Annotated in this window: 13 protein-coding genes and 2 pseudogenes; 6 read left to right on the top strand and 9 right to left on the bottom strand. The window is 72.0% G+C overall.

Translation table 11 applies throughout. The features are described from left to right. Positions 1-6: 6 nt before the first annotated feature. Positions 7-2,472: a SpoIIE family protein phosphatase gene (locus J8M51_RS32400; RefSeq protein ID WP_086754338.1), complete on the bottom strand. Its 2,466-nt coding sequence runs from the start codon at positions 2,470-2,472 to the stop codon at positions 7-9. 301 nt (positions 2,473-2,773) lie between these two features. Then, positions 2,774-3,337, bottom strand: coding sequence for an MBL fold metallo-hydrolase (locus J8M51_RS32395; RefSeq protein ID WP_086754336.1), 564 nt, complete (start codon positions 3,335-3,337; stop codon positions 2,774-2,776). 899 nt (positions 3,338-4,236) lie between these two features. Between J8M51_RS32395 and J8M51_RS32390 the strand changes: the two genes are divergently transcribed. Then, positions 4,237-5,379, top strand: coding sequence for a GH12 family glycosyl hydrolase domain-containing protein (locus tag J8M51_RS32390; protein WP_086754334.1), 1,143 nt, complete (start codon positions 4,237-4,239; stop codon positions 5,377-5,379). A 105-nt stretch (positions 5,380-5,484) separates the two neighbouring features. On the opposite strand, the gene J8M51_RS32385 is transcribed toward J8M51_RS32390, so the two are convergent. Then, positions 5,485-5,937 (bottom strand): DUF5707 domain-containing protein, encoded by a 453-nt coding sequence (locus J8M51_RS32385; RefSeq protein ID WP_086754332.1) that lies wholly within the window; start codon positions 5,935-5,937, stop codon positions 5,485-5,487. A gap of 234 nt (positions 5,938-6,171) precedes the next feature. Between J8M51_RS32385 and J8M51_RS32380 the strand changes: the two are divergent. Further along, a pseudogene (locus tag J8M51_RS32380) lies at positions 6,172-6,387 on the top strand (endo-1,4-beta-xylanase); the annotation flags it as partial. A gap of 61 nt (positions 6,388-6,448) precedes the next feature. Here J8M51_RS32380 and J8M51_RS32375 read toward each other — a convergent pair. From J8M51_RS32375 to J8M51_RS32360, 5 genes and pseudogenes are all read right to left on the bottom strand, one after another. Then, positions 6,449-7,231 carry a maleylpyruvate isomerase family mycothiol-dependent enzyme gene (locus J8M51_RS32375; RefSeq protein WP_086754328.1) on the bottom strand — a complete coding sequence of 261 codons (783 nt, stop codon included), beginning with the start codon at positions 7,229-7,231 and terminating at the stop codon, positions 6,449-6,451. 91 nt (positions 7,232-7,322) lie between these two features. Further along, positions 7,323-9,554, bottom strand: a complete 2,232-nt coding sequence (secD, locus tag J8M51_RS32370) for a protein translocase subunit SecD (protein WP_086754326.1) — start codon at positions 9,552-9,554, stop codon at positions 7,323-7,325. 66 nt (positions 9,555-9,620) lie between these two features. Further along, entirely contained in the window at positions 9,621-10,052 is a 432-nt protein-coding gene (locus J8M51_RS32365; protein ID WP_086754325.1) for a hypothetical protein, read from the bottom strand. Positions 10,053-10,147: 95 nt separating this feature from the next. Continuing rightward, positions 10,148-10,219 (bottom strand): annotated as a pseudogene (locus tag J8M51_RS46155) (DNA-binding response regulator); the annotation flags it as partial. Between the two features lie 74 nt (positions 10,220-10,293). After that, complete coding sequence (locus J8M51_RS32360) at positions 10,294-11,265, bottom strand: helix-turn-helix transcriptional regulator (RefSeq protein ID WP_086754323.1); 972 nt, start codon at positions 11,263-11,265, stop codon at positions 10,294-10,296. Between the two features lie 92 nt (positions 11,266-11,357). Here J8M51_RS32360 and J8M51_RS32355 point away from each other — a divergent pair, with 92 nt between their 5' ends. Further along, positions 11,358-11,723, top strand: coding sequence for a VOC family protein (locus J8M51_RS32355; RefSeq protein ID WP_086754321.1), 366 nt, complete (start codon positions 11,358-11,360; stop codon positions 11,721-11,723). 23 nt (positions 11,724-11,746) lie between these two features. On the opposite strand, the gene J8M51_RS32350 is transcribed toward J8M51_RS32355, so the two are convergent. Continuing rightward, entirely contained in the window at positions 11,747-13,381 is a 1,635-nt protein-coding gene (locus tag J8M51_RS32350; RefSeq protein WP_086754319.1) for an AraC family transcriptional regulator, read from the bottom strand. A 127-nt stretch (positions 13,382-13,508) separates the two neighbouring features. Between J8M51_RS32350 and J8M51_RS32345 the strand changes: the two genes are divergently transcribed. From J8M51_RS32345 to J8M51_RS32335, 3 genes are read left to right on the top strand one after another with little or no spacing between them, the layout of a single operon-like run. Beyond that, positions 13,509-15,374: an SIP domain-containing protein gene (locus J8M51_RS32345; RefSeq protein ID WP_086754317.1), complete on the top strand. Its 1,866-nt coding sequence runs from the start codon at positions 13,509-13,511 to the stop codon at positions 15,372-15,374. 41 nt (positions 15,375-15,415) lie between these two features. Then, the gene (locus J8M51_RS32340; protein ID WP_086754315.1) at positions 15,416-16,396 is read left to right on the top strand and encodes an ABC transporter substrate-binding protein; all 981 of its coding nucleotides are present in this window, start codon (positions 15,416-15,418) and stop codon (positions 16,394-16,396) included. After that, entirely contained in the window at positions 16,393-17,436 is a 1,044-nt protein-coding gene (locus tag J8M51_RS32335) for a FecCD family ABC transporter permease (protein WP_256964158.1), read from the top strand. The genes J8M51_RS32340 and J8M51_RS32335 overlap by 4 nt, the downstream gene beginning before the upstream one ends. The last annotated feature ends 3 nt before the right edge of the window (positions 17,437-17,439 follow it).

The following is a 17,439-nucleotide window of genomic DNA, read 5'->3' as shown; positions in this document are numbered from 1 at the left end:
GGGCCTCTACACGAGCGGGCCGGGCGGCACGGTGACCGGTTCGGCTGCCGGGGCGCCGGCCGGCAGGGACTGCTCGGCCCAGATCGTCTTGCCGACCGAGGTGTGGCGGCTGCCCCAGCGCTCGGCCACCTGCGCCACGAGGAGCAGTCCGCGTCCGCCCTCGTCGAAGGTGCGGGCCCGCCGCAGATGCGGGGCGGCGGCGCTGCCGTCGGAGACCTCGCAGATGAGCGCGTCGGCCCGGACCAGGCGCAGCTGGATGGGCGGGGTGCCGTAGCGGATGGCGTTGGTGACCAGTTCGCTGACGATCAGCTCGGTGGCGAACTCCAGCTCGCTCAGCCCCCAGGCGGCCAGCTGTTCGCTCGCCCCGCGGCGGGCTCCGGCGACGGCGGCGGGATCGGCGGGGACCGGCCAGCTGCGTACCCGGTCGGCGCCGAGCACGGAGGTGCGGGCCAGGAGCAGGACGATGTCGTCGGCCGGCGGGTCGGGCCGTACCTTGCGCATCACCTCCTCGCAGGTCTCCTCCAGACCGGCGGTGGGGTGGCGCAGGGCCTCACCCAGCAGGTCGAGCCCGACGTCGATGTCACGGTCCGGGGCCTCGATCAGACCGTCGGTGTAGAGGGCGAGCACGCTGCCCTCGGCCATGTCGATCCGGGCCGCCTCGAAGGGCAGTCCGCCGAGGCCGAGGGGCGGGCCGGCCGGCAGGTCCAGCACGCGCACGGTGCCGTCGGGGTCCATCAGCAGGGGCGGCGGGTGTCCCGCCCGGGCCAGGTCGCACCGGCCGGCGACGGGGTCGTAGACGGCGTAGAGGCAGGTGGCCCCGACCTCCCCGGACGCCTCCTCCGCCTGTCGTCGCGCGTCCGGGCCCTCCTCCCGGTCGAGCCGGACGACCAGATCGTCCAGCCGGGTGAGCAGCTCGTCGGGCGCGAAGTCGGCGTCGGCGAGGGTCCGTACCGCGGAGCGGAGACGGCCCATGGTGGCCGAGGCGCGCACCCCGTGGCCCACCACGTCGCCCACGGCCAGCGCGACCCGTCCCCCCGACAGCGCGATGACGTCGAACCAGTCCCCGCCGATCTCGTCGCCGGGCCCGGCGGGCAGATAGCGGTAGGCCAGGTCAACGGCCGCCACATCGGGCAGTCGTTCGGGCAGCAGACTGCGTTGCAGCGTGAGCGCGGTGCGGCGCTCACGGGTGTAGCGGCGGGCGTTGTCGATGCTCACCGCGGCCCTGGCGGCGATCTCCTCCGCGAGGATCAGGTCGTCCGGGCCGAAGGCGTCCGGGGTCCGGTGCCGCATGAGGTGCATGACGCCGAGCGTGACGCCCCGCGCGCGCAGCGGGACCATCAGCACCGTGTGGATCTTGAAGCGGCGGATGCTCGCCGCGCGGGCCGGGGAGGCCGCCACCCACGCGCGCAGCGACGCGTCGCCCATGCCGTAGTGGTTCGCCCGGCCTGTGATCAGGGTCAGGGCCGGGGGTGAGCCGGGCGGGTAGACGTCGGTGCCGCCCGGGGGCACCACGGATTCGGGGCATCCCGTGAGCACCGACCGTTGCGCGGTGCGTCGGCAGACGACCGGTGTGTCGGGCGGCACCGGTTGCGGCTCGTGCCCCTGGACGACGGATTCCAGCAGGTCGACGGTGGCGAAGTCGGCGAACCCCGTCACCGCGACCTCGGCCAGTTCCTCGGCCGTGCGGGTGACGTCGAGGGTGCTGCCGATGCGCGCGCCGGCGTCGTTGAGCACGGCGAGGCGACGCCGGGCCCAGTACTGCTCGGTGATGTCGATGACCAGCGCGGAGACGCCCAGCACCGTGCCCTCGCGGTTCTTCAGCGGGGAGAGGAACACCGACCACGCGTGGTCGCGGACCTCGCCGGAGGCGCGGAACGGCTGCTCCTCGCGGAAGACCATCTCGCCGGTGCGCACCACCTGGTGCTGGAGGCGGTCGATCTCGTCCAGGGGCGGTGCGGGGTAGATCTCCCACAGGGTCCGCCCCCGCATCTCGTCCCGTCTCAGCCCCATCGCCTTGGTCATGACCTCGTTGCAGGTGACGAACCGCGCCTCGCTGTCATAGATGGCCACGGGCAGCGGGAGCTGCGCCAGCGTGAGGTCCCACAGCTCCGCCGACTCCGCCTCCGTCGGACCGGCGGGATAGCTCACCCCCACCGGAGTGACGACCCAGTACGTGCCGGCGTCCGCGTCCGCCAGCGGAGTGCCCCGCAGCCGCACGGTGACGCGGTCACCGTCGCGCTTGCGCAGCACCAGATCACTCGTCCACTGCTCGCCTGCGGCCAGGTGGCGCCGCGTCGCGAACGGCAGCGTTCCGCCGAGCAGACCGGAGGCGGGCCTGCCCACCACGTCGTCGGGGCCGAGCCCGAGGAGCCGTGCCGCTCCCGCGCTCCACACCATGACGGCCCCGCGGGCGTCGATGACGACCGCGAAGTCCTCGGGTGCCGCTGTGGTGGTGTCGGGTTCGTTGTACATGGGCGTCTACCGACCTCGTCCCCTGCGTCGCCCGGGCACGGGCGACGGGTCACCCCGCACGGGCGCTGCCTCCAGCATCCCGCCACGGCACCACCCGCTCAACCGGCTCCCTGGGCCCGCGCGTCCTCGGCCGGGTCCTAGGGCCCTTCTGGTGGATCTCCGTGGGAGAAGGAGCGGCGTTCGGTGCGTGCGCTCGGCGTGCGGCGTGGAGGGTCTTGTGGCGGAGCCACCTGGCCCTTCGCGCCTGCGGCGAGGGTGCGTGCCGGGCGTCGCGACGCCGCGGAGATCCGTCAGAAGGGCCCTAGAGCGGAGTCGAGGCCGAGGGCGCGAAGGGGGCGCCGTGGCCGGGGACGATCAGGACCGGGTCCAGGGCCAGGACCTTCTCCCGGGCCGCCCGGAGCTGCTCCCGGTCGGGGGCGAAGGGGTCGTCCGCCGGCCCCTCCGCGGTCCACCACAGGTGGGTCAGGACCACCAGCCCCTCCGCCGTCGTCACGAGGGTGCTGACGTCCTCGGCGGTGTGGCCGGGGGTGGTCATCAGCGTGATCGACGGGGAGAGCCGGTGGCCGTCGGCGTCCCGGTCCTCCCAGATGTCGTCGCGGTAGACGGCCATGTGGTCGTGGAAGCGGGCCTCGGGGAACAGGGCCGCGTTCAGGGTGTGGTCCGGGTGGTGGTGGCTGAAGACCACGTCGGTGATGTCCTCGGGGGTCAGCCCGTGGTCCACGAGCGGGTCCAGGATGAGTCGGCGGTCGGCGACCATCCCGGGATCGACGACCGCGACGGTCGCCCCGTCGAGGAGCAGGGTGACGGTCCCCGCCACCCGCGTGTCCGCGTAGCCGGTGGTCAGGACGTGGAACGTGGCGGTCATGACGGGTCCTCCGGTGTGGCCCGACGTGCCGGACGTCTGGGCCTGGTGTGCGGTCCTGGGATCCTGCCATGGGGGAGGCGGCGCCCGGAAGCCGGTGGTCGGTGCGCGAGGTGTCCGGCGGCGCCGTCCGGTCCACGGGGACGCGGACCGCGTTCTCTGTCGGGCGGCGGACCCGGGTGCGCTCCCCGCCGCGAGCGGCGTCGCGAACCGCGCCGGTCGCCCCTCCCTGTAGGTGGGCACGGTCGAGCGTGCGTCGTCGGGGGCCGTGGAGGGGAAGCCGGCGGGCCGCGAGGTTCCGTACGGGTTGCCGCCCGAGGCGGTCACCGGCTTGCGCGCGGGCGGTGGCCGAAGTCGCCGAGGCATGGCTGCGCGGGGGCGCCGAACCCGTACCTGCCGAGGCGATCGCCTCGAACCCGGCCTCGATCGCACACCGGGAGGAGACGGAGTCGGCCGTTGGAGGTCGCCACACCCGCCGATCCGGAGTGCGCCGGCGGATACATCTTCGGCACACCCACGTGCGACGGCGCCACGGCCGCCCAGCTGCATCAGTCCGTCGGCTCCGCCGGTGGTGTGTGGCAGGCGGGGAAGGCGGCGGACGGCCTGCTCGTACGTCAGACCAAAACGGCCCGGCAGCGTCGCGCGCACGGCCGCGTCGCGCGCACAGCCGCGCGCACGAAGCCCTGTTGGCGACTCTCCGGCCTCGTTCCGCACGGCGCGCCGCCGCCGGTGCGCCGCGGCCGGTGCGCGGGCAACCGGACCGTCGCGACAGGGTTGTCAGGGCGATGCCGCGCTTCTACAGTCCTGGGCAGAGCGGAAATGGGAGCGCTCCCAAGGCGGGGGATGCGGGGAGCGCCCGGCACCACCCCCACCTCCCGGCCGTACCTCCGAAAGAGGCCCCCATGCGACCGTCGCCGTACCCTCCGCGTGCTCCCCGTGGGCGTTCCCTGCGGGGCGCGCTGGGCGCGCTCCTCACCGCGCTCGTCACCGTCGCGGCACTCTTCGCCGCCACGCCACCCGCCCAGGCCGACACGACCGTCTGCGAACAGTTCGGCTCGACCGTCGTCCAGGGGCGCTACGTCGTCCAGAACAACCGCTGGGGCACCGACGCCCCCCAGTGCGTCACCGCCACCGACACCGGCTTCCGGCTCACCCGGGCCGACGGCTCCGTCCCCACCAACGGCGCGCCGAAGTCCTACCCGTCCCTGTTCAACGGCTGCCACTACACCAACTGCTCCCCCGGAACCAGCCTCCCGGCGCAGCTCTCCACCATCTCCAGCGCGCCGAGCAGCATCTCGTACGGCTATGTCGGCGATGCCGTCTACAACGCCTCGTACGACATCTGGCTCGACCCGACACCCCGCACCGACGGTGTCAACCGGACCGAGATCATGATCTGGTTCAACAAGGTGGGCCCGATCCAGCCGATCGGCTCGCAGGTCGGCACGGCCTCCGTGGGCGGGCGCTCCTGGCAGGTGTGGTCGGGCGGCAACGGCACCAATGACGTGCTGTCCTTCGTGGCACCGTCGGCGATCGGCAGCTGGAGCTTCGACGTGATGGACTTCGTCCGTCAGGCCGTGGCGCGCGGACTGGCGCAGAACAACTGGTACCTGACGAGCGTTCAGGCCGGTTTCGAGCCCTGGCAGAACGGGACGGGGCTGACCGTGAACTCCTTCTCTTCGAGCGTGAACACCGGCGGTGGTGGTCCCGGCGGTCCGGGCGGCGGCAGCGCCTGTGAGGTCGCGTACACCACGAACGTCTGGCAGGGCGGCTTCACCGCGAACGTCACCGTCACCAACACCGGTTCATCGCCCGTCGACGGCTGGAGCCTCGCCTTCACCCTGCCGTCCGGCCAGAGCGTCACCAGCGCCTGGAACACCTCCGTCTCCCCGTCCTCGGGATCGGTGACGGCGAGCGGCCTGGCCCACAACGCGAGCATCTCCCCCGGCGGCAAACAGTCGTTCGGCTTCCAGGGCGCCTACAGCGGCACCTTCGCCGCGCCGGGCGGGTTCAGCCTCAACGGGACGGCCTGCACGCGGACATGAGGCGAGCGCGGGAGCGCGAGCGCGGGCGGGCGCGTGCCGCCGTCCACACCCGCGCTCTCGCTCGGTCTCGGTCTCGGTCCCGCGCCGAATGGATCACCGGACGGATCACCGGACGGTGAAGTCGGCCGCCTCGGCGTCCAGGGTCGTGCTGCCGTCCTTGGCGGTGACCAGGACGGCGACGTGCCAGGCACCGCGCGGGGACGACTTCGCGTCGGCGGCGGTGACCTCGACGCGGTACGTGCAGTGCGCGGTGTCCTTTCCGGCGGGCTCACAGGCGGCCGAGTCCACGCCGGCCATGTCCTTGGCGGTCGGCCTGTCCTCGGCGAAGGACGAGTCCTGCGGCCATGCCAGCACCTTCACGCTCTTGACGCCGGAGGACTCCGTGACGTCGGTGGAGAAGGTGAGCGAACCGTCACGGTCGCCGTCGGGAGCGATGTAGCGGGCCGTGCTGTGCGCCGGCGTCGACGACTGGTCCCCGGCGTGGGCAAGGGTGAGGGCACCGGCGCCACCGAGGACGACGACACCGACGGCCACGCACAGAACGGTACGACGCGACATGAGTGACTCCAAGAAATCCGAACTGAACTGGACAGGATCGGCGCCTCTCGCCCGCGCCGCTGCACCGATACTCGCCGCGGCGGGGCCCGCCGGGCATGAGCGCGCCTACTCAACTCAGCCTGAGTAGGCCGATGTTGCCGACCGCAGGGCACGGGGCGGCGGGAGGAGAACGATGAACCAGTGGAAACGGCTCGGCCGACGCCGGGCGTCGGTACTGGGCCTGGCGGCGCTCATGTCGCCGAGTTGGACATCGCGCAGGCACCGGGGTCCGCGTACGCGAACACGGTCCGGGCGTGCATGGAGGTGCCGCGCCGCACCGGCATCACGGTCTGGGGCATCCGCGACAGCGACTCCTGGCGCAGCGGGGAGAACGCGTTGCTGTTCGACCGCGACGGCAACAAGAAGCAGGCCTGCCAGGCGGCGCTGAACGCGATGGGCGGCTCGATCGCGTGAAGCGGGCCGGCGCCGCCCGTCGCGCCGGCCCACCGTGGCGTCCCCTCCCGTCGACGGCCTACTCGTCCTCCTCCGGGTCCCAGGCCAGGAGCAGGTCGAAGAGGTGGCCGTCGCCGTCGGACTTCAGGGAGTCCACCGGGATGCGGCCGTACAGGGCCAGGACCAGCTCGCCCGCCGTGCCGTGCAGGGAGGCGTCGGCGGGCGTCGCGGCGGGGGTGGTCAGGCGGGTGGCCCGTGTGCCGTCGGCGGAAAGCGTGAGGCGCCAGGAACGGCCCTCGGTGGCGTGGAGGTCGAGGGCGGCGGGCGCGTGGGGCCAGGGGGCCGTGCCGGCACAGCAGGTGAACAGGAACTCGTCGACACCGTCGAGGGCCGCCTCGTCCGGCAGCGGCTGCCCGGTCCCCGTGGTGAGCTGGGCGTCGTAGGCGTGCACCGCGGCCTCCTGGACCTGGTGCCGGGCGACCGCGCCGCTGGTCTGCGGCGACGGCGACGTGCCCCACCAGGTCCAGCAGCCGCGGTCCGGGCCGGACTCCCGCAGGGCGTCCAGGAGTTGCCCGGTGGACTCGGCCGACCAGGCCAGCAGGGCCGCGCGTTCCCGGGGCGCGTCCGGGGCCGCCTCGGGCAAGGGCGCGTCGGCGGGGCCGGCGGCGACGGTAGCGGCCCAGAAGCGGTGCACCGAGCCCAGGTGCTCCACCAGGTCCAGCAGCGTCCACTCGGGGCAGGTCGGCACCCTTTGTGCCAGGTCGGGGGCGGCGGCGACCGCGGCCCGGAACGCGGCGGAGCGCTCCTCGATCAGCCGCAGCAGTGCGGGGAACTCCGGGGTCGTGGCCTCAGTCTTCGTCACGCCGACTGTCTATCACCGTGCTCCGCCGCCCGGACACCGGTTTTGACGGCCGCCCCACGGGGCGCGCGGCACCGGCCGCGCGCCCGACGCGTCAGCGGCGCCTGTGGAGTTCGACGGCGAGGGGGGTCGCGGTGAACATCGAGGAGTACGTGCCCACGGCGAGACCGATGAGCAGGGCGAGGGCGAAGTCGGTGAGGGAGTCCCCGCCGAGGACCGCCAGGGCGGTGAGGATGAAGGCGGCGCCCATGCCGGTGTTGACGGTCCGGGGCAGCGTCTGCAGCAGGGCCCGGTTGGCGACGGACGCGAAGGGTGCGGTGCGGTCGACGCGGGCGAGGTCCCTGACGCGGTCGAAGACGACGACGGAGTCGTTGACCGAGTAGCCGATGACGGTGAGCAGGGCGGCGAGGAAGACGCCGTCGACGGGCTTGCCCAGCCAGGCGAAGACGCCGACGAGGATCACCACGTCATGGGCGAGGGCGGCGACGGCGGAGGTGCCGAACAGCCAGCGGAAACGGGCCGCGAGGTAGAGGAGCTGGGCGCCGAGTGCGACGACGAGCGCGATCAGGGCACCGTTGCGCAGCTCCTTGCCGAGGCTGGGGCCGATGGCTTCGTCACGGACCTTGTCGGCGTGGTCGGTGAGCGTGCCGACGGCGTCGGTCACGGCGGCCGCCTGCGCCTCGCTCAGCCGGTCGGTACGGACGGTGAGTCCGCTGTCGCCGGAGGTCTGGACGACGGCCCGGGGGAACCCGGCGTCGGCGAGCGCGGCGCGCACCCGGTCGGGGTCGACCGGGGTGGCGGTGGTGTACTCGACGAGGCGGCCTCCGGTGAACTCGATCCCGAAGTCCAGGCCCCGTACACCGATCCCGGCCACGGCGACGGCCAGGACCACGGCGGAGGCGGCCAGCCACCGGCGGGGCCGGCGCATCAACTGCGGTGGTGTGCGCGTCAGGCGGTCGCGTACGGCGCCGGTCCTGGCGATGCCCGTGAGGCGTGGACGGCGGCGGACGGAGGGCCGGGAGGCCGCGTGGTCGGCGAGCACGCGGGTGATGACCAGGGCGCTGAACATGGAGGCGAGGACGCCGATGCCGAGGGTGACGCCGAAGCCGCGCACGGGTCCGGAGGCGAGGAAGAACAGCAGGCCGGCGGCGATGAGGGTGGTGACGTTGGAGTCGGTGATCGCGCTGAAGGCTCCCCGGAATCCCGCCGTCAGCGCCGATCGGGGACTGGGCCGCCGCTGGGCGGCGTACTCCTCCCGGGCCCGTTCGAAGACCAGGACGTTGGCGTCGACCGCCATGCCGATGGCCAGGACGAAACCGGCGAGGCCGGGGAGGGTGAGGGTGGCGCCCAGGGCGGCGAGAGCGGCGTAGGAGATCAGGCCGTAGCAGAGCAGGGCCACGGTGGCGAGGACGCCCATGAGCCGGTAGACGGCGATGATGAACAGCGCGGTGAGGGTGGTGCCCACCGCGGCGGCCCAGGCGCTGGCCTTGATGGCCTCGGCGCCGAGGGTGGGGCCGACGGTGCGCTGTTCGACGTTCTCCACCGGTACGGGCAGGGCGCCGCCGTTGATGAGCAGGGCGAGTTCCTTGGCCTCGTCGGCGTCGAAGGAGCCGGTGATCTGTGTGGACCCGCCGCTGATGCCGGTGTCGCAGCGGACCGAGGGATCGGTCTGGGGCGAGGAGATGATCTTGTCGTCGAGGACGATGGCGATGCGGCGGGCCGGGTCTCCCGCCGGGGCGCAGGCGGCCCCGCCGGTCAGACGGGCCCAGCCGTCACGGCCGGCCCCCTCGAAGTCGACGGTCACATGCCATCCGGTGCCGGTCTGCTGGTCGAGCCGGGCGGCGGCCTCCTTGACGTCCTGGCCGGTCAGCGCGGCCGTTTCCAGGCGCAGGAGTTGGCCGGACTCGTCGGCCAGGACCGTTCGCCCCGGCCGCTTGTCCTTGCCGGTGTTCCGGTCGGTGGCGTCGGCGGTGGTCGTGCCGAGGACCTGGTGGAAGGTGAGCCGGGCGGTACGGCCGAGGACCTCGGCGGCCTCGGCCGGGTCCTGCACACCGGGCAGTTCGACGACGATCCGGTTGTCGCCGGAGCGCGCGAGGGTGGGCTCGGCGACGCCCAGCGCGTCGATGCGGCCGCGCAGCACCTCCAGGGTGCGGTCGGTGGCCTCGCTGTCTGCGGCGGTGGTGTCGGTGGGGCGGGTCTCCAGCACGATCTGTGTGCCGCCCCGCAGGTCGAGTCCGAGGTGGACGGGTGTGGTGAGGGCGATGAAGAGGGACAGGGCGACGGCGGCGAGGGCGAGCAGCCCTCGGACACGCGGGGCGCGGGTCAAAGGGGCCTCCGGCAGGCACACCGCGGCAGCTCATGGCCGCGGTCGACGGAAATGAAGAAGGAAAGCTCAGGTGCCTGGCGGAAGGGGCGGTGCGCGCCCCTGGTGACAGCCCGTCGGAGGGGCCGAAGCCGGTGGGACGAGGAGGGCCGGGGCGTCCGTGGGCCCGCGCCGAGGCGGGCCGACCGTCTCGCGCGGTGCGACGACGACGGCCGTGTGCGGGGGCGTCGGCCGCTCCCCCGGAACATCACGGAGACTGCGGAGCAGGGCCGCACTGTGCCCGTCGTCCGCCTGTGCCCCGCTGTCGGCCCGCGTGATCTCGAAGGCCGCCGTGACGCGGCCCTCGACCACCGAGGCCACGGAGGAGGACGGACGGTGCTCGGCAGCACCGCCGTACGAAGGCGGCAGGAACAGGGCGGTGAGAACGGCGAACAGGACGGCGAGCGCCGCCGCCGGACCATGTCCGACCCTGCGAGGGGCGGTGGACGAGCCGCGTGCCATGCGTCGTCCCCTCCCCGCTCCGGTGTCTGATGTAAGTGCCTCGTCAGTGCCAACGCGCTCGCCCCGCCCGAGAGTTCCGACCGTGGGGGACGGTGTCAGGGTTCGATGAGGCCAGCGCGGATGGCGGAGCGCGTGAGTTCCGGACGGTCGCGCAGGCCGGGCTTGTGCGGGCTGTCGTGGCATGTCGGGGCAGGTGAGCCGAAAGCGTCGTCCAGAGCTTCCCCGGACCCATCAGCAGCAGTCACATGCTCGCCCGACCCGGTGGCGCGTAGTGGTGGGCAAGGTCGGTGGCGAGGTCACGGAGGTGAGCCCTGGCTTCGGTGGGGCCGTGCACGGTGATGGTGCTCCCGAACGGGAGGAGTGCTCGCACGTCCCCCAGGTTGAGGAAGCGGATCGTCACCTTGTGGCCGGTGGCGGATTCGTCATGGTCGTCCCGGACGAGTCGTCGGCCGAAGATCCGTTGCGCTCGCTCGATCTGGGTCCGGTCGACGGTGGCGCTGACCTCTATCGCATGGTTGTGCTCCCACTGGTCGATGAGCGCTGCGGCGACGGTGGCCAGGGTCTGGTTCTCGCGGATCCGTCGTGGCTGGTCGACTTCGTTCCACGTCGTGATCCGTTCGAGTCGGTACATCCGCGGCACTCGGGCACGGTCGACGACGAGGTACCAGACGCCGGCCTTGGCGAACAGTCCGTAGGGATCCACGACCAGGTCGCGTGGGCTTGTTTCGCGTGGGCTGTCGTACTCGATCCGCAGTCGGCGACCTCGCCGCACCGGGCCGAGCAGCGCAGCCGGAGTCGTGCCGGAAGCAGGGGCCTGGAGCCAGGGGCGGCTGTCCACGTGCACCACGTCGGTGAGTGGCAGGAGTTCATGAGCCCGACGTGACTGTGCGGCACCGATCTTGGAGAGTGCGCGCCGGCTTTCGGCGGATGCGTCGAGCTCCGCACGTTGCTTCTCGTCCAGCCCGGTGAGCGACAGATGATCACGCTCGCCCGGTGTGAGTCGCGTGAGGTCCAGCCCGGACCCGGGCAGCATGGTCACCCCTCCGAGGCGGCCCCGTTGCGCGGTCACCGGCAGACCGGCGTCGCGGAGCCAGTTCAGGTCCCGGGTGATGGTTCGAAGGGACACCCCGAGCGCCGAGGCGAGTTCCTGGGTGGTCACGGCATCCCTCGATGCGAGGAGCAGCATCAGGGAGAAGAAGCGGTCGGGGGTCACCGACCAAGTTTTTCAGCAATTGCGACACGATGCGGCGCATATCCAGCCCAGGCTGGTGGATACGAACCTTCGACCTGCGACAAGGAACAGCCATGACCACATCCGTCGTGTCCATCGTCTACGTGAGCGACGCTCCCGCTGCAGCTCGTTTCTACGGCGACCTCCTCGACATGAAGCCGTCGTTCGCGACTCCGGGCTACATCACCTTCAACCTCGGGCCAGGCGCTGACCTCGGTCTGTGGTCGGGTCGGTTCGAGGGTCTGTCGCCCGATGTCCCGCGTACCAGCGAGGTTTGCCTGGCCACCGACGGCGGACCCGACGAGGTCGACGCGATCTTCAAGCAGTGGCAGTCCAAGGGCGTCACGATCCTTCACGAGCCTCATGATCCGGGGTTCGGGCTGACCTTCCTCGCGGCTGACCCGGACGGGAACCGAATCCGCGTGGCACCGCGGGGCTGAAGGGCCACGACGCGGCAACGGGCTCAGTACTGGTTCCGCTCGGACTCGCGCTGCTGGTAGTCGCGCGGAGAGAGTCCGTGGAAGCGGGAGAAGGCGACGCTGAACGTGGGGAGGTGGGCGTACCCGATCCGGCGGGCGACGGCGCTCGGTGGCGCGCCCCCGGCGAGCAGGTCGCGAGCGATGCGCATGCGGGCGGCATAGCGCCAGCGACTCAGGGTCATCCCTGTCTCGTCACGGAAGGCACGGTGGATCTCAGCACCGACCTCGGCACCGGCCTCTGCACCGACCTCGCCACCGTGCTTCCCGCCGGCTTCGCCGATACCGCGCAAGTACTCCATCGCGACACCACGGGCGCGCGGATTCGTGGGCATCGGCACCGACAGCGCTCGCTGCGCGGCGACCTGTTCCGCGAACAGGTCCAGGATGTGGCGGGGGTCGTGGTCGTCGGGACGCAGTCCGGACCGGGCGCTGATCGAGCAGAACATCAAGTAGTCGTCCCACGCGGGCGAGAACCGCACCTGCAGCGGCACGGTCAGTCGGAGGTCGCCGGTGCTCGCGTTGCCCAGCGGCAGGGAGACGGAGTTCTCGCGGAGGCCGGTGACATGCTCCTTCTCCGCGGGGATCCAGGTCGCCACCCCTCGCTCCCGCTCGTAGCGTCGGTCGCCGATGTCCAGGTACCCGCTGCCTCGATACATCCAGCTGAGGACGTGGATGTCGTTGGTGTGCGACGGCGTGCTGGCCGCGGGCAGCATCTCCGGCGCGGCGGGAGTGTCCGTCCTGCGCATCATCCGGATCAGGTCGTCGGTCTGCCGTGCCGCTGTCGCCCGTTGCGTCAGCCGGTCGGCGCCAGGTCGGGCGGAGATCTCCCGTCCGAACTCGTGGGGGGTCAGTCCGAAACGTCCCTTGAAGGCCCGCGTGAGGCCGTTGCGGCTGGCGAAGCCCACTCGGGCGGCCACCTGGTCCACGTCGTAACCGGCGGCGAGGAACTCCACGGCGGCGCCGAGCCGGCAGTGCAGCCGCCACTGCTCGAACGTGAGCCCGGTGTCGGCGAGGAAGTCACGGCGCAGGGTGCGCGCGCTGGAGAGCACCCGCGATGCCCATTGCTCGACCGTGAGGTCGAGCGCGGGGTCGCGAACCAGTTCCTCGGCGACCGCTCCGGCGCCGAGGGCTCGCGGCATCGCAGGCGAGGCGAACTTCTCCGAGCCCTGGTTTCGCCTGACTTCGCCGGGTGCCGACGAGCGCGAGCCGGGGCGCCGAAGGAGTTCCTCGATCGCCTCGGGGGCATACCCGCGGCCACTGAAAGGAGTGACCTGCAGATTGAAGAGCTGGATCAACCAGTCCTGCCAGCCACTGGGAACGTCGAACCGCGTCAGTTCCGACAGCCCCCGAGCGCCGACTCCGGCGTGGGGCCACAGCGGGAAGGCGACCGTACCCGGCTCAGTGACGATCTCCCGCTCCCCCCTGTCGTCTGCGGGGATCCAGGCGCCTTCGCCGGCCTTGAGGCACAGCAACGGCCCGCGGTCGGGGCGCAGTCGCGCCACGCCGGTGCGAACCCAGAGCAGCAGCGGTCGAGCGGGGGCGTCCGCCGAATCCAACCGCGCGGCCGGAATCGGCGGCGGGTCGCCGGCACCTGCGGCGAGGGAGGAGGGATCCACCATGTCCTAACCATGCGGCAGTCTGCGCACACCATTGTGGGTAAGGTTTGCCTAACTTTAGCAGTGCGCGCCCTCCCGAAGCCGGTGCGCGACTCCTGCCCTCGCAGTGACCGGAAAGGTCAGTTCCCGCATGCCCAAGACCTCGCGCCGACTCACCGTGCGCCCGCCGACCCTGCGTGAGGTCGAAGTGGTCCGGACCGTCGACATCACCCCGGGAATGCGGCGGATCACGCTGAGCGGCGAACAGTTGCGCGCGTTCACCACGGCGGACGGCTTCGTGCGGCCGGCCTTCGAGTCCCCGGGCTTCGACGACGACCTCGCGTTCTACTTCCCGTACCCGGGCCGGCGCGATCCGGTGCTCCCGGTCCAGGGCGAGGCCAGGTTGACCGTCCCCAAGGGGCCTCGACCGCTGTCGAGGGCCTACACGGTCCGCCGGTGGGACCCCGAGGCCGGCGAGCTGGACGTGGACTTCGTCAAGCACGGGGTGGGCGCGGGAACGACGTGGGCCCATCGCACCCGGCCGGGTGACCGGATCCACCTCAGCGGCCCGAGCACGTCCAAGGCGTTCCCGACCGGCGCCGACTGGTTGCTCGTGGCAGGCGACGACACCGCGCTCCCCGCGATCGGCCGCCTTCTCGACGAACTCCCGCCCGACACCCGGGCGCAGGTGTTCATCGAGATCGCCGAGGACGCCCACCGCCAGGAGCTGCGCGAACCGCCCGGGGTCGACGTGACATGGCTGGTTCGCCCCGACGCGACGACCGGGACCGTGTCGCCGCTCACCGAGGCCGTCCGCGGTGCGCGGTGGTGGTCCGGCCAGGCGTTCGTGTGGCTGGCCGGCGAGCACAAGGCCGTCCGGGACATCCGCCGGCACCTGGTCGAGGACCGTGGCGTGCCCAAGGAGGACATCGACTTCGCCGGTTACTGGCGTCGCTCCGCGGTCGTCGCTCTGGCGTCCGACGGGGCGGTACCCGACCCGGAGAGGACGGTCACCCCGTTCCAGAAGCTCCATGACCTGACCGGGCTCGTCGCGCCGATCGCGCTCCGCACCGCCGTCGAACTGGGCGTTCCCGATCTGCTCTCCCGCGGCGTGGCCGGCGTGACCGAACTGGCCGCCGAGGTCGGCGCCGACGCGCGCGCTCTGGGCAAGCTGCTGCGTTACCTGCACGCCCTGGACGTGGTGACCGAGACCGAGCAGGGTCACTACGCCCTGACGCCGGTCGGCGACGTCCTCACGCTCGACTTCATCGCCGACCGGCTCCACTCCGCCGGGGTGGTCGGTCGCGAGATGCTCGGTATCCACGGCCTCACGGAGTCGGTCCGCACCGGCCGGCCCGCCTACGCCTCGGTCACCGGCCAGACCTTTGCCGATGTACGAGCCGAACAGGACTACGAGGACCGTCATCTGGAGCGCTTGGCGAAGTTCCAGCCCGCCCTCGCCGAACCGATCGCCACGTCCGGTCTGCTCGACGGAGTCGGGCACCTGGTGATCCACTCCGGTGGTGCCGGCGCTCATGCCCGGGAGTACGTCGCGGCCTACGAAAGCCTGCGGGTGACGATCTGCGCCCTGCCCGCCCAGGCCGACTGGCTGCGCCGCGACCTGCCCGCCACGATCCCCGACGAGCGGCAGCGCACAAGGGTCGGCGTGCTGGAGCAGTCCGTCTTCGAGCCCGGCCCGGCAGCCGACGCCGTGCTCATCAGCCGCGCCTTCAAGACCCTCCCCGACGCCGACGCCGCTCACGCACTGCGCCGGGCAGCCGAGAACCTCGTCCCCGGCGGACGGGTGCTGCTGATCGAGGAGGTCATCGACACCGACGAACTCGACGAGCACGACGGCGAGGAAGACCTGATCGGTCTGGTCTGCCACGGCTCCGGCCTTCGCACCGCGGCGGAGCTGGACGCCGTCATCGCCCGGGCCGGCCTCACGCGCGGGGCGGCGCGGACCGTCGGCCTGGGCGTCACCGTCCAGGAACTCCTCCGCCCCGCCTCCGACTGACCCCCTCCACACCGAGAAGAAGAGAAAAGAAGAGAGCACCCATGAGCAACGCCCCGAGGCGCGGCGCAGCCCTCGCTGCCGCACTGATGAGCGCGTCGCTCGTCCTCACCGCCTGCGGCAGTGACGGCGACGACACCGGCGACAAGGCCGCCGAGACCCGCAGCGTCAAGGCCGAGAACGGCACGGTCAAAGTTCCCGTCGATCCCCGGCGCATCGTCACGATCGGCAACACGAACCTCCCCTTCATCGATCTGGGTGGCAAGCCGGTGGGCGTCACCGAGGTGTCCGAGTCCGACCTCGACGTGCTGCCGGAGGAACAGCGGACCGCGTACGAGGCGGCCGAGATCGTCGGCAGCAATGGGGGTGAGGTGGACGTCGAGAAGCTCGCCGCCCTCAAGCCGGACCTCATCCTCGTCCAGTTCCACTCCAATGACTGGGACAAGGTCGGCAAGAAGCTCGAGACGGTCGCCCCGACCGTGTACTGGGGGCTCGACACCGAGTGGAAGACCTTCGCCGGAGCGATCGCGGAGGCCGGCAACGTCTCGGATGTGCTCAGCCGGCAGGAGGCGGAGTTCAAGTCGAAGGTCGCCAAGATCCAGAAGACCTACGCCGACACCATCAGGAACACCTCGTTCGTCGACGTCTCCCGCGGGGACTGGAGCGATCCGGGAACGTTCTACATAGCGGACATCGGCTGCTCCGAGATCGCCCGGGACGACATCGGCCTGGACCTCCCCGAGGCGGCCGAGGGCAAGGACCCCCTGGCCTACGAGTCCCTGCCGTTCGAGCGGATCGGTGAGCTGTCCGAGTACGACGTGATCACCTACCCCGTCGGCGCCGACGGCCGGCCGACGGAGCCGTTCGGGCCGGTGGTCAAGACCAACACCTGGAAGGCGCTGCCTGCCGTGGGCTCCGGCCGGGCGCTGGGAGTCTTCTGCCCCGGCAACAACTCCTACGGGCCCGTCAACCGGTACCTGGACTCGCTCGACAGCGCGCTGGCGACCCTCCCCGGCAAGCGGTGACAGCCCTCGCCCTGCGGCACGACGGTCCGGGCACCGTGACGGTGCCCGGACCGCGTCGTCGTCTGCTCGGCCTGGTCGTCGCACTGGTGGCGCTGGTGGTACTGCTGGTGCTGAGCGTCATGATCGGGTCGACGGCGATCGCGCCGTCCGTGGTGTGGGACGCGCTGTTCCGCTCCTCGGCCGACATCGACCAGTACGCGATCCGCGACTTCCGGCTGCCGCGCACGATCGTGGGTCTGGTCGTCGGCGTCGCCCTCGGCCTGTCGGGCGCGCTGATCCAGGCTCTCACCCGCAATCCCCTGGCCGATCCGGGTGTCCTGGGAGTCCATGCCGGCGCGTCCTTCGCGGTGACGGTCGCCGTGGGCCTGCTCGGCGTCCGCGACCCGCGGGGCTACATGTGGTTCGCGTTCGCGGGGGCCCTGATCGCCACGCTCCTGCTGCTCGTCCTCGGATCGACACGGCAGGGTTCCTCGCCGGTGGTCATGGTGCTCGCCGGGGTCTGCGTCGGCGCCGTGCTCGGCGGCGCCAGGGAGGCGCTCCAACTGACCGACCCCGACGCCTTCGACGCGATGCGGAACTGGAACGCCGGGTCGATCGCGGGGCGCCCGCTCGACGTGGTGTGGCCGGTCCTGCCGTTCCTCGCGGTGGCATTCGTCCTGGCGTTCGCGGTGTCGGGCCCGCTCAACGCACTGGCTCTGGGTGACGAGCTGGCGGTCGCCCAAGGGGTCCGGCTGACACGCACCCGTGTGCTCGCGGTCATCGCACTCACCCTCCTTGCCGGTGGCGCCACCGCGATCGCCGGGCCCATCGGATTCGTCGGACTCATGGTGCCGCACGTGGCGCGCTGGATCGTCGGCCCGGACCAACGCTGGATCTTCGCCTACAGCATCCTCCTCGCCCCGAGCCTGCTCCTGGTCTCCGACATCCTCGGCCGCCTCGTGCTGCGCCCCGGCGAGATCCCCGTGGGTGTCGTCACCGCCTTCGTCGGCGCACCCGTTCTCGTCACGCTGGTGCGGCGCAAGAAATCGAGTGGACTGTGAACA

It is taken from the genome of Streptomyces griseiscabiei (assembly GCF_020010925.1).
Taxonomy (GTDB): domain Bacteria; phylum Actinomycetota; class Actinomycetes; order Streptomycetales; family Streptomycetaceae; genus Streptomyces; species Streptomyces griseiscabiei.
Note: the sequence above shows the minus strand (reverse complement) of the source record. Positions and strands in the feature narration are given on the sequence as shown.

Coding starts and splice junctions, on each gene's coding strand:
- J8M51_RS32400 (WP_086754338.1), bottom strand. CDS start 2,472: ATGTACAACGAACCCGACACCACCACAGCGGCACCCGAGGACTTCGCG.
- J8M51_RS32395 (WP_086754336.1), bottom strand. CDS start 3,337: ATGACCGCCACGTTCCACGTCCTGACCACCGGCTACGCGGACACGCGG.
- J8M51_RS32390 (WP_086754334.1), top strand. CDS start 4,237: ATGCGACCGTCGCCGTACCCTCCGCGTGCTCCCCGTGGGCGTTCCCTG.
- J8M51_RS32385 (WP_086754332.1), bottom strand. CDS start 5,937: ATGTCGCGTCGTACCGTTCTGTGCGTGGCCGTCGGTGTCGTCGTCCTC.
- J8M51_RS32365 (WP_086754325.1), bottom strand. CDS start 10,052: ATGGCACGCGGCTCGTCCACCGCCCCTCGCAGGGTCGGACATGGTCCG.
- J8M51_RS32355 (WP_086754321.1), top strand. CDS start 11,358: ATGACCACATCCGTCGTGTCCATCGTCTACGTGAGCGACGCTCCCGCT.
- J8M51_RS32350 (WP_086754319.1), bottom strand. CDS start 13,381: ATGGTGGATCCCTCCTCCCTCGCCGCAGGTGCCGGCGACCCGCCGCCG.
- J8M51_RS32345 (WP_086754317.1), top strand. CDS start 13,509: ATGCCCAAGACCTCGCGCCGACTCACCGTGCGCCCGCCGACCCTGCGT.
- J8M51_RS32340 (WP_086754315.1), top strand. CDS start 15,416: ATGAGCAACGCCCCGAGGCGCGGCGCAGCCCTCGCTGCCGCACTGATG.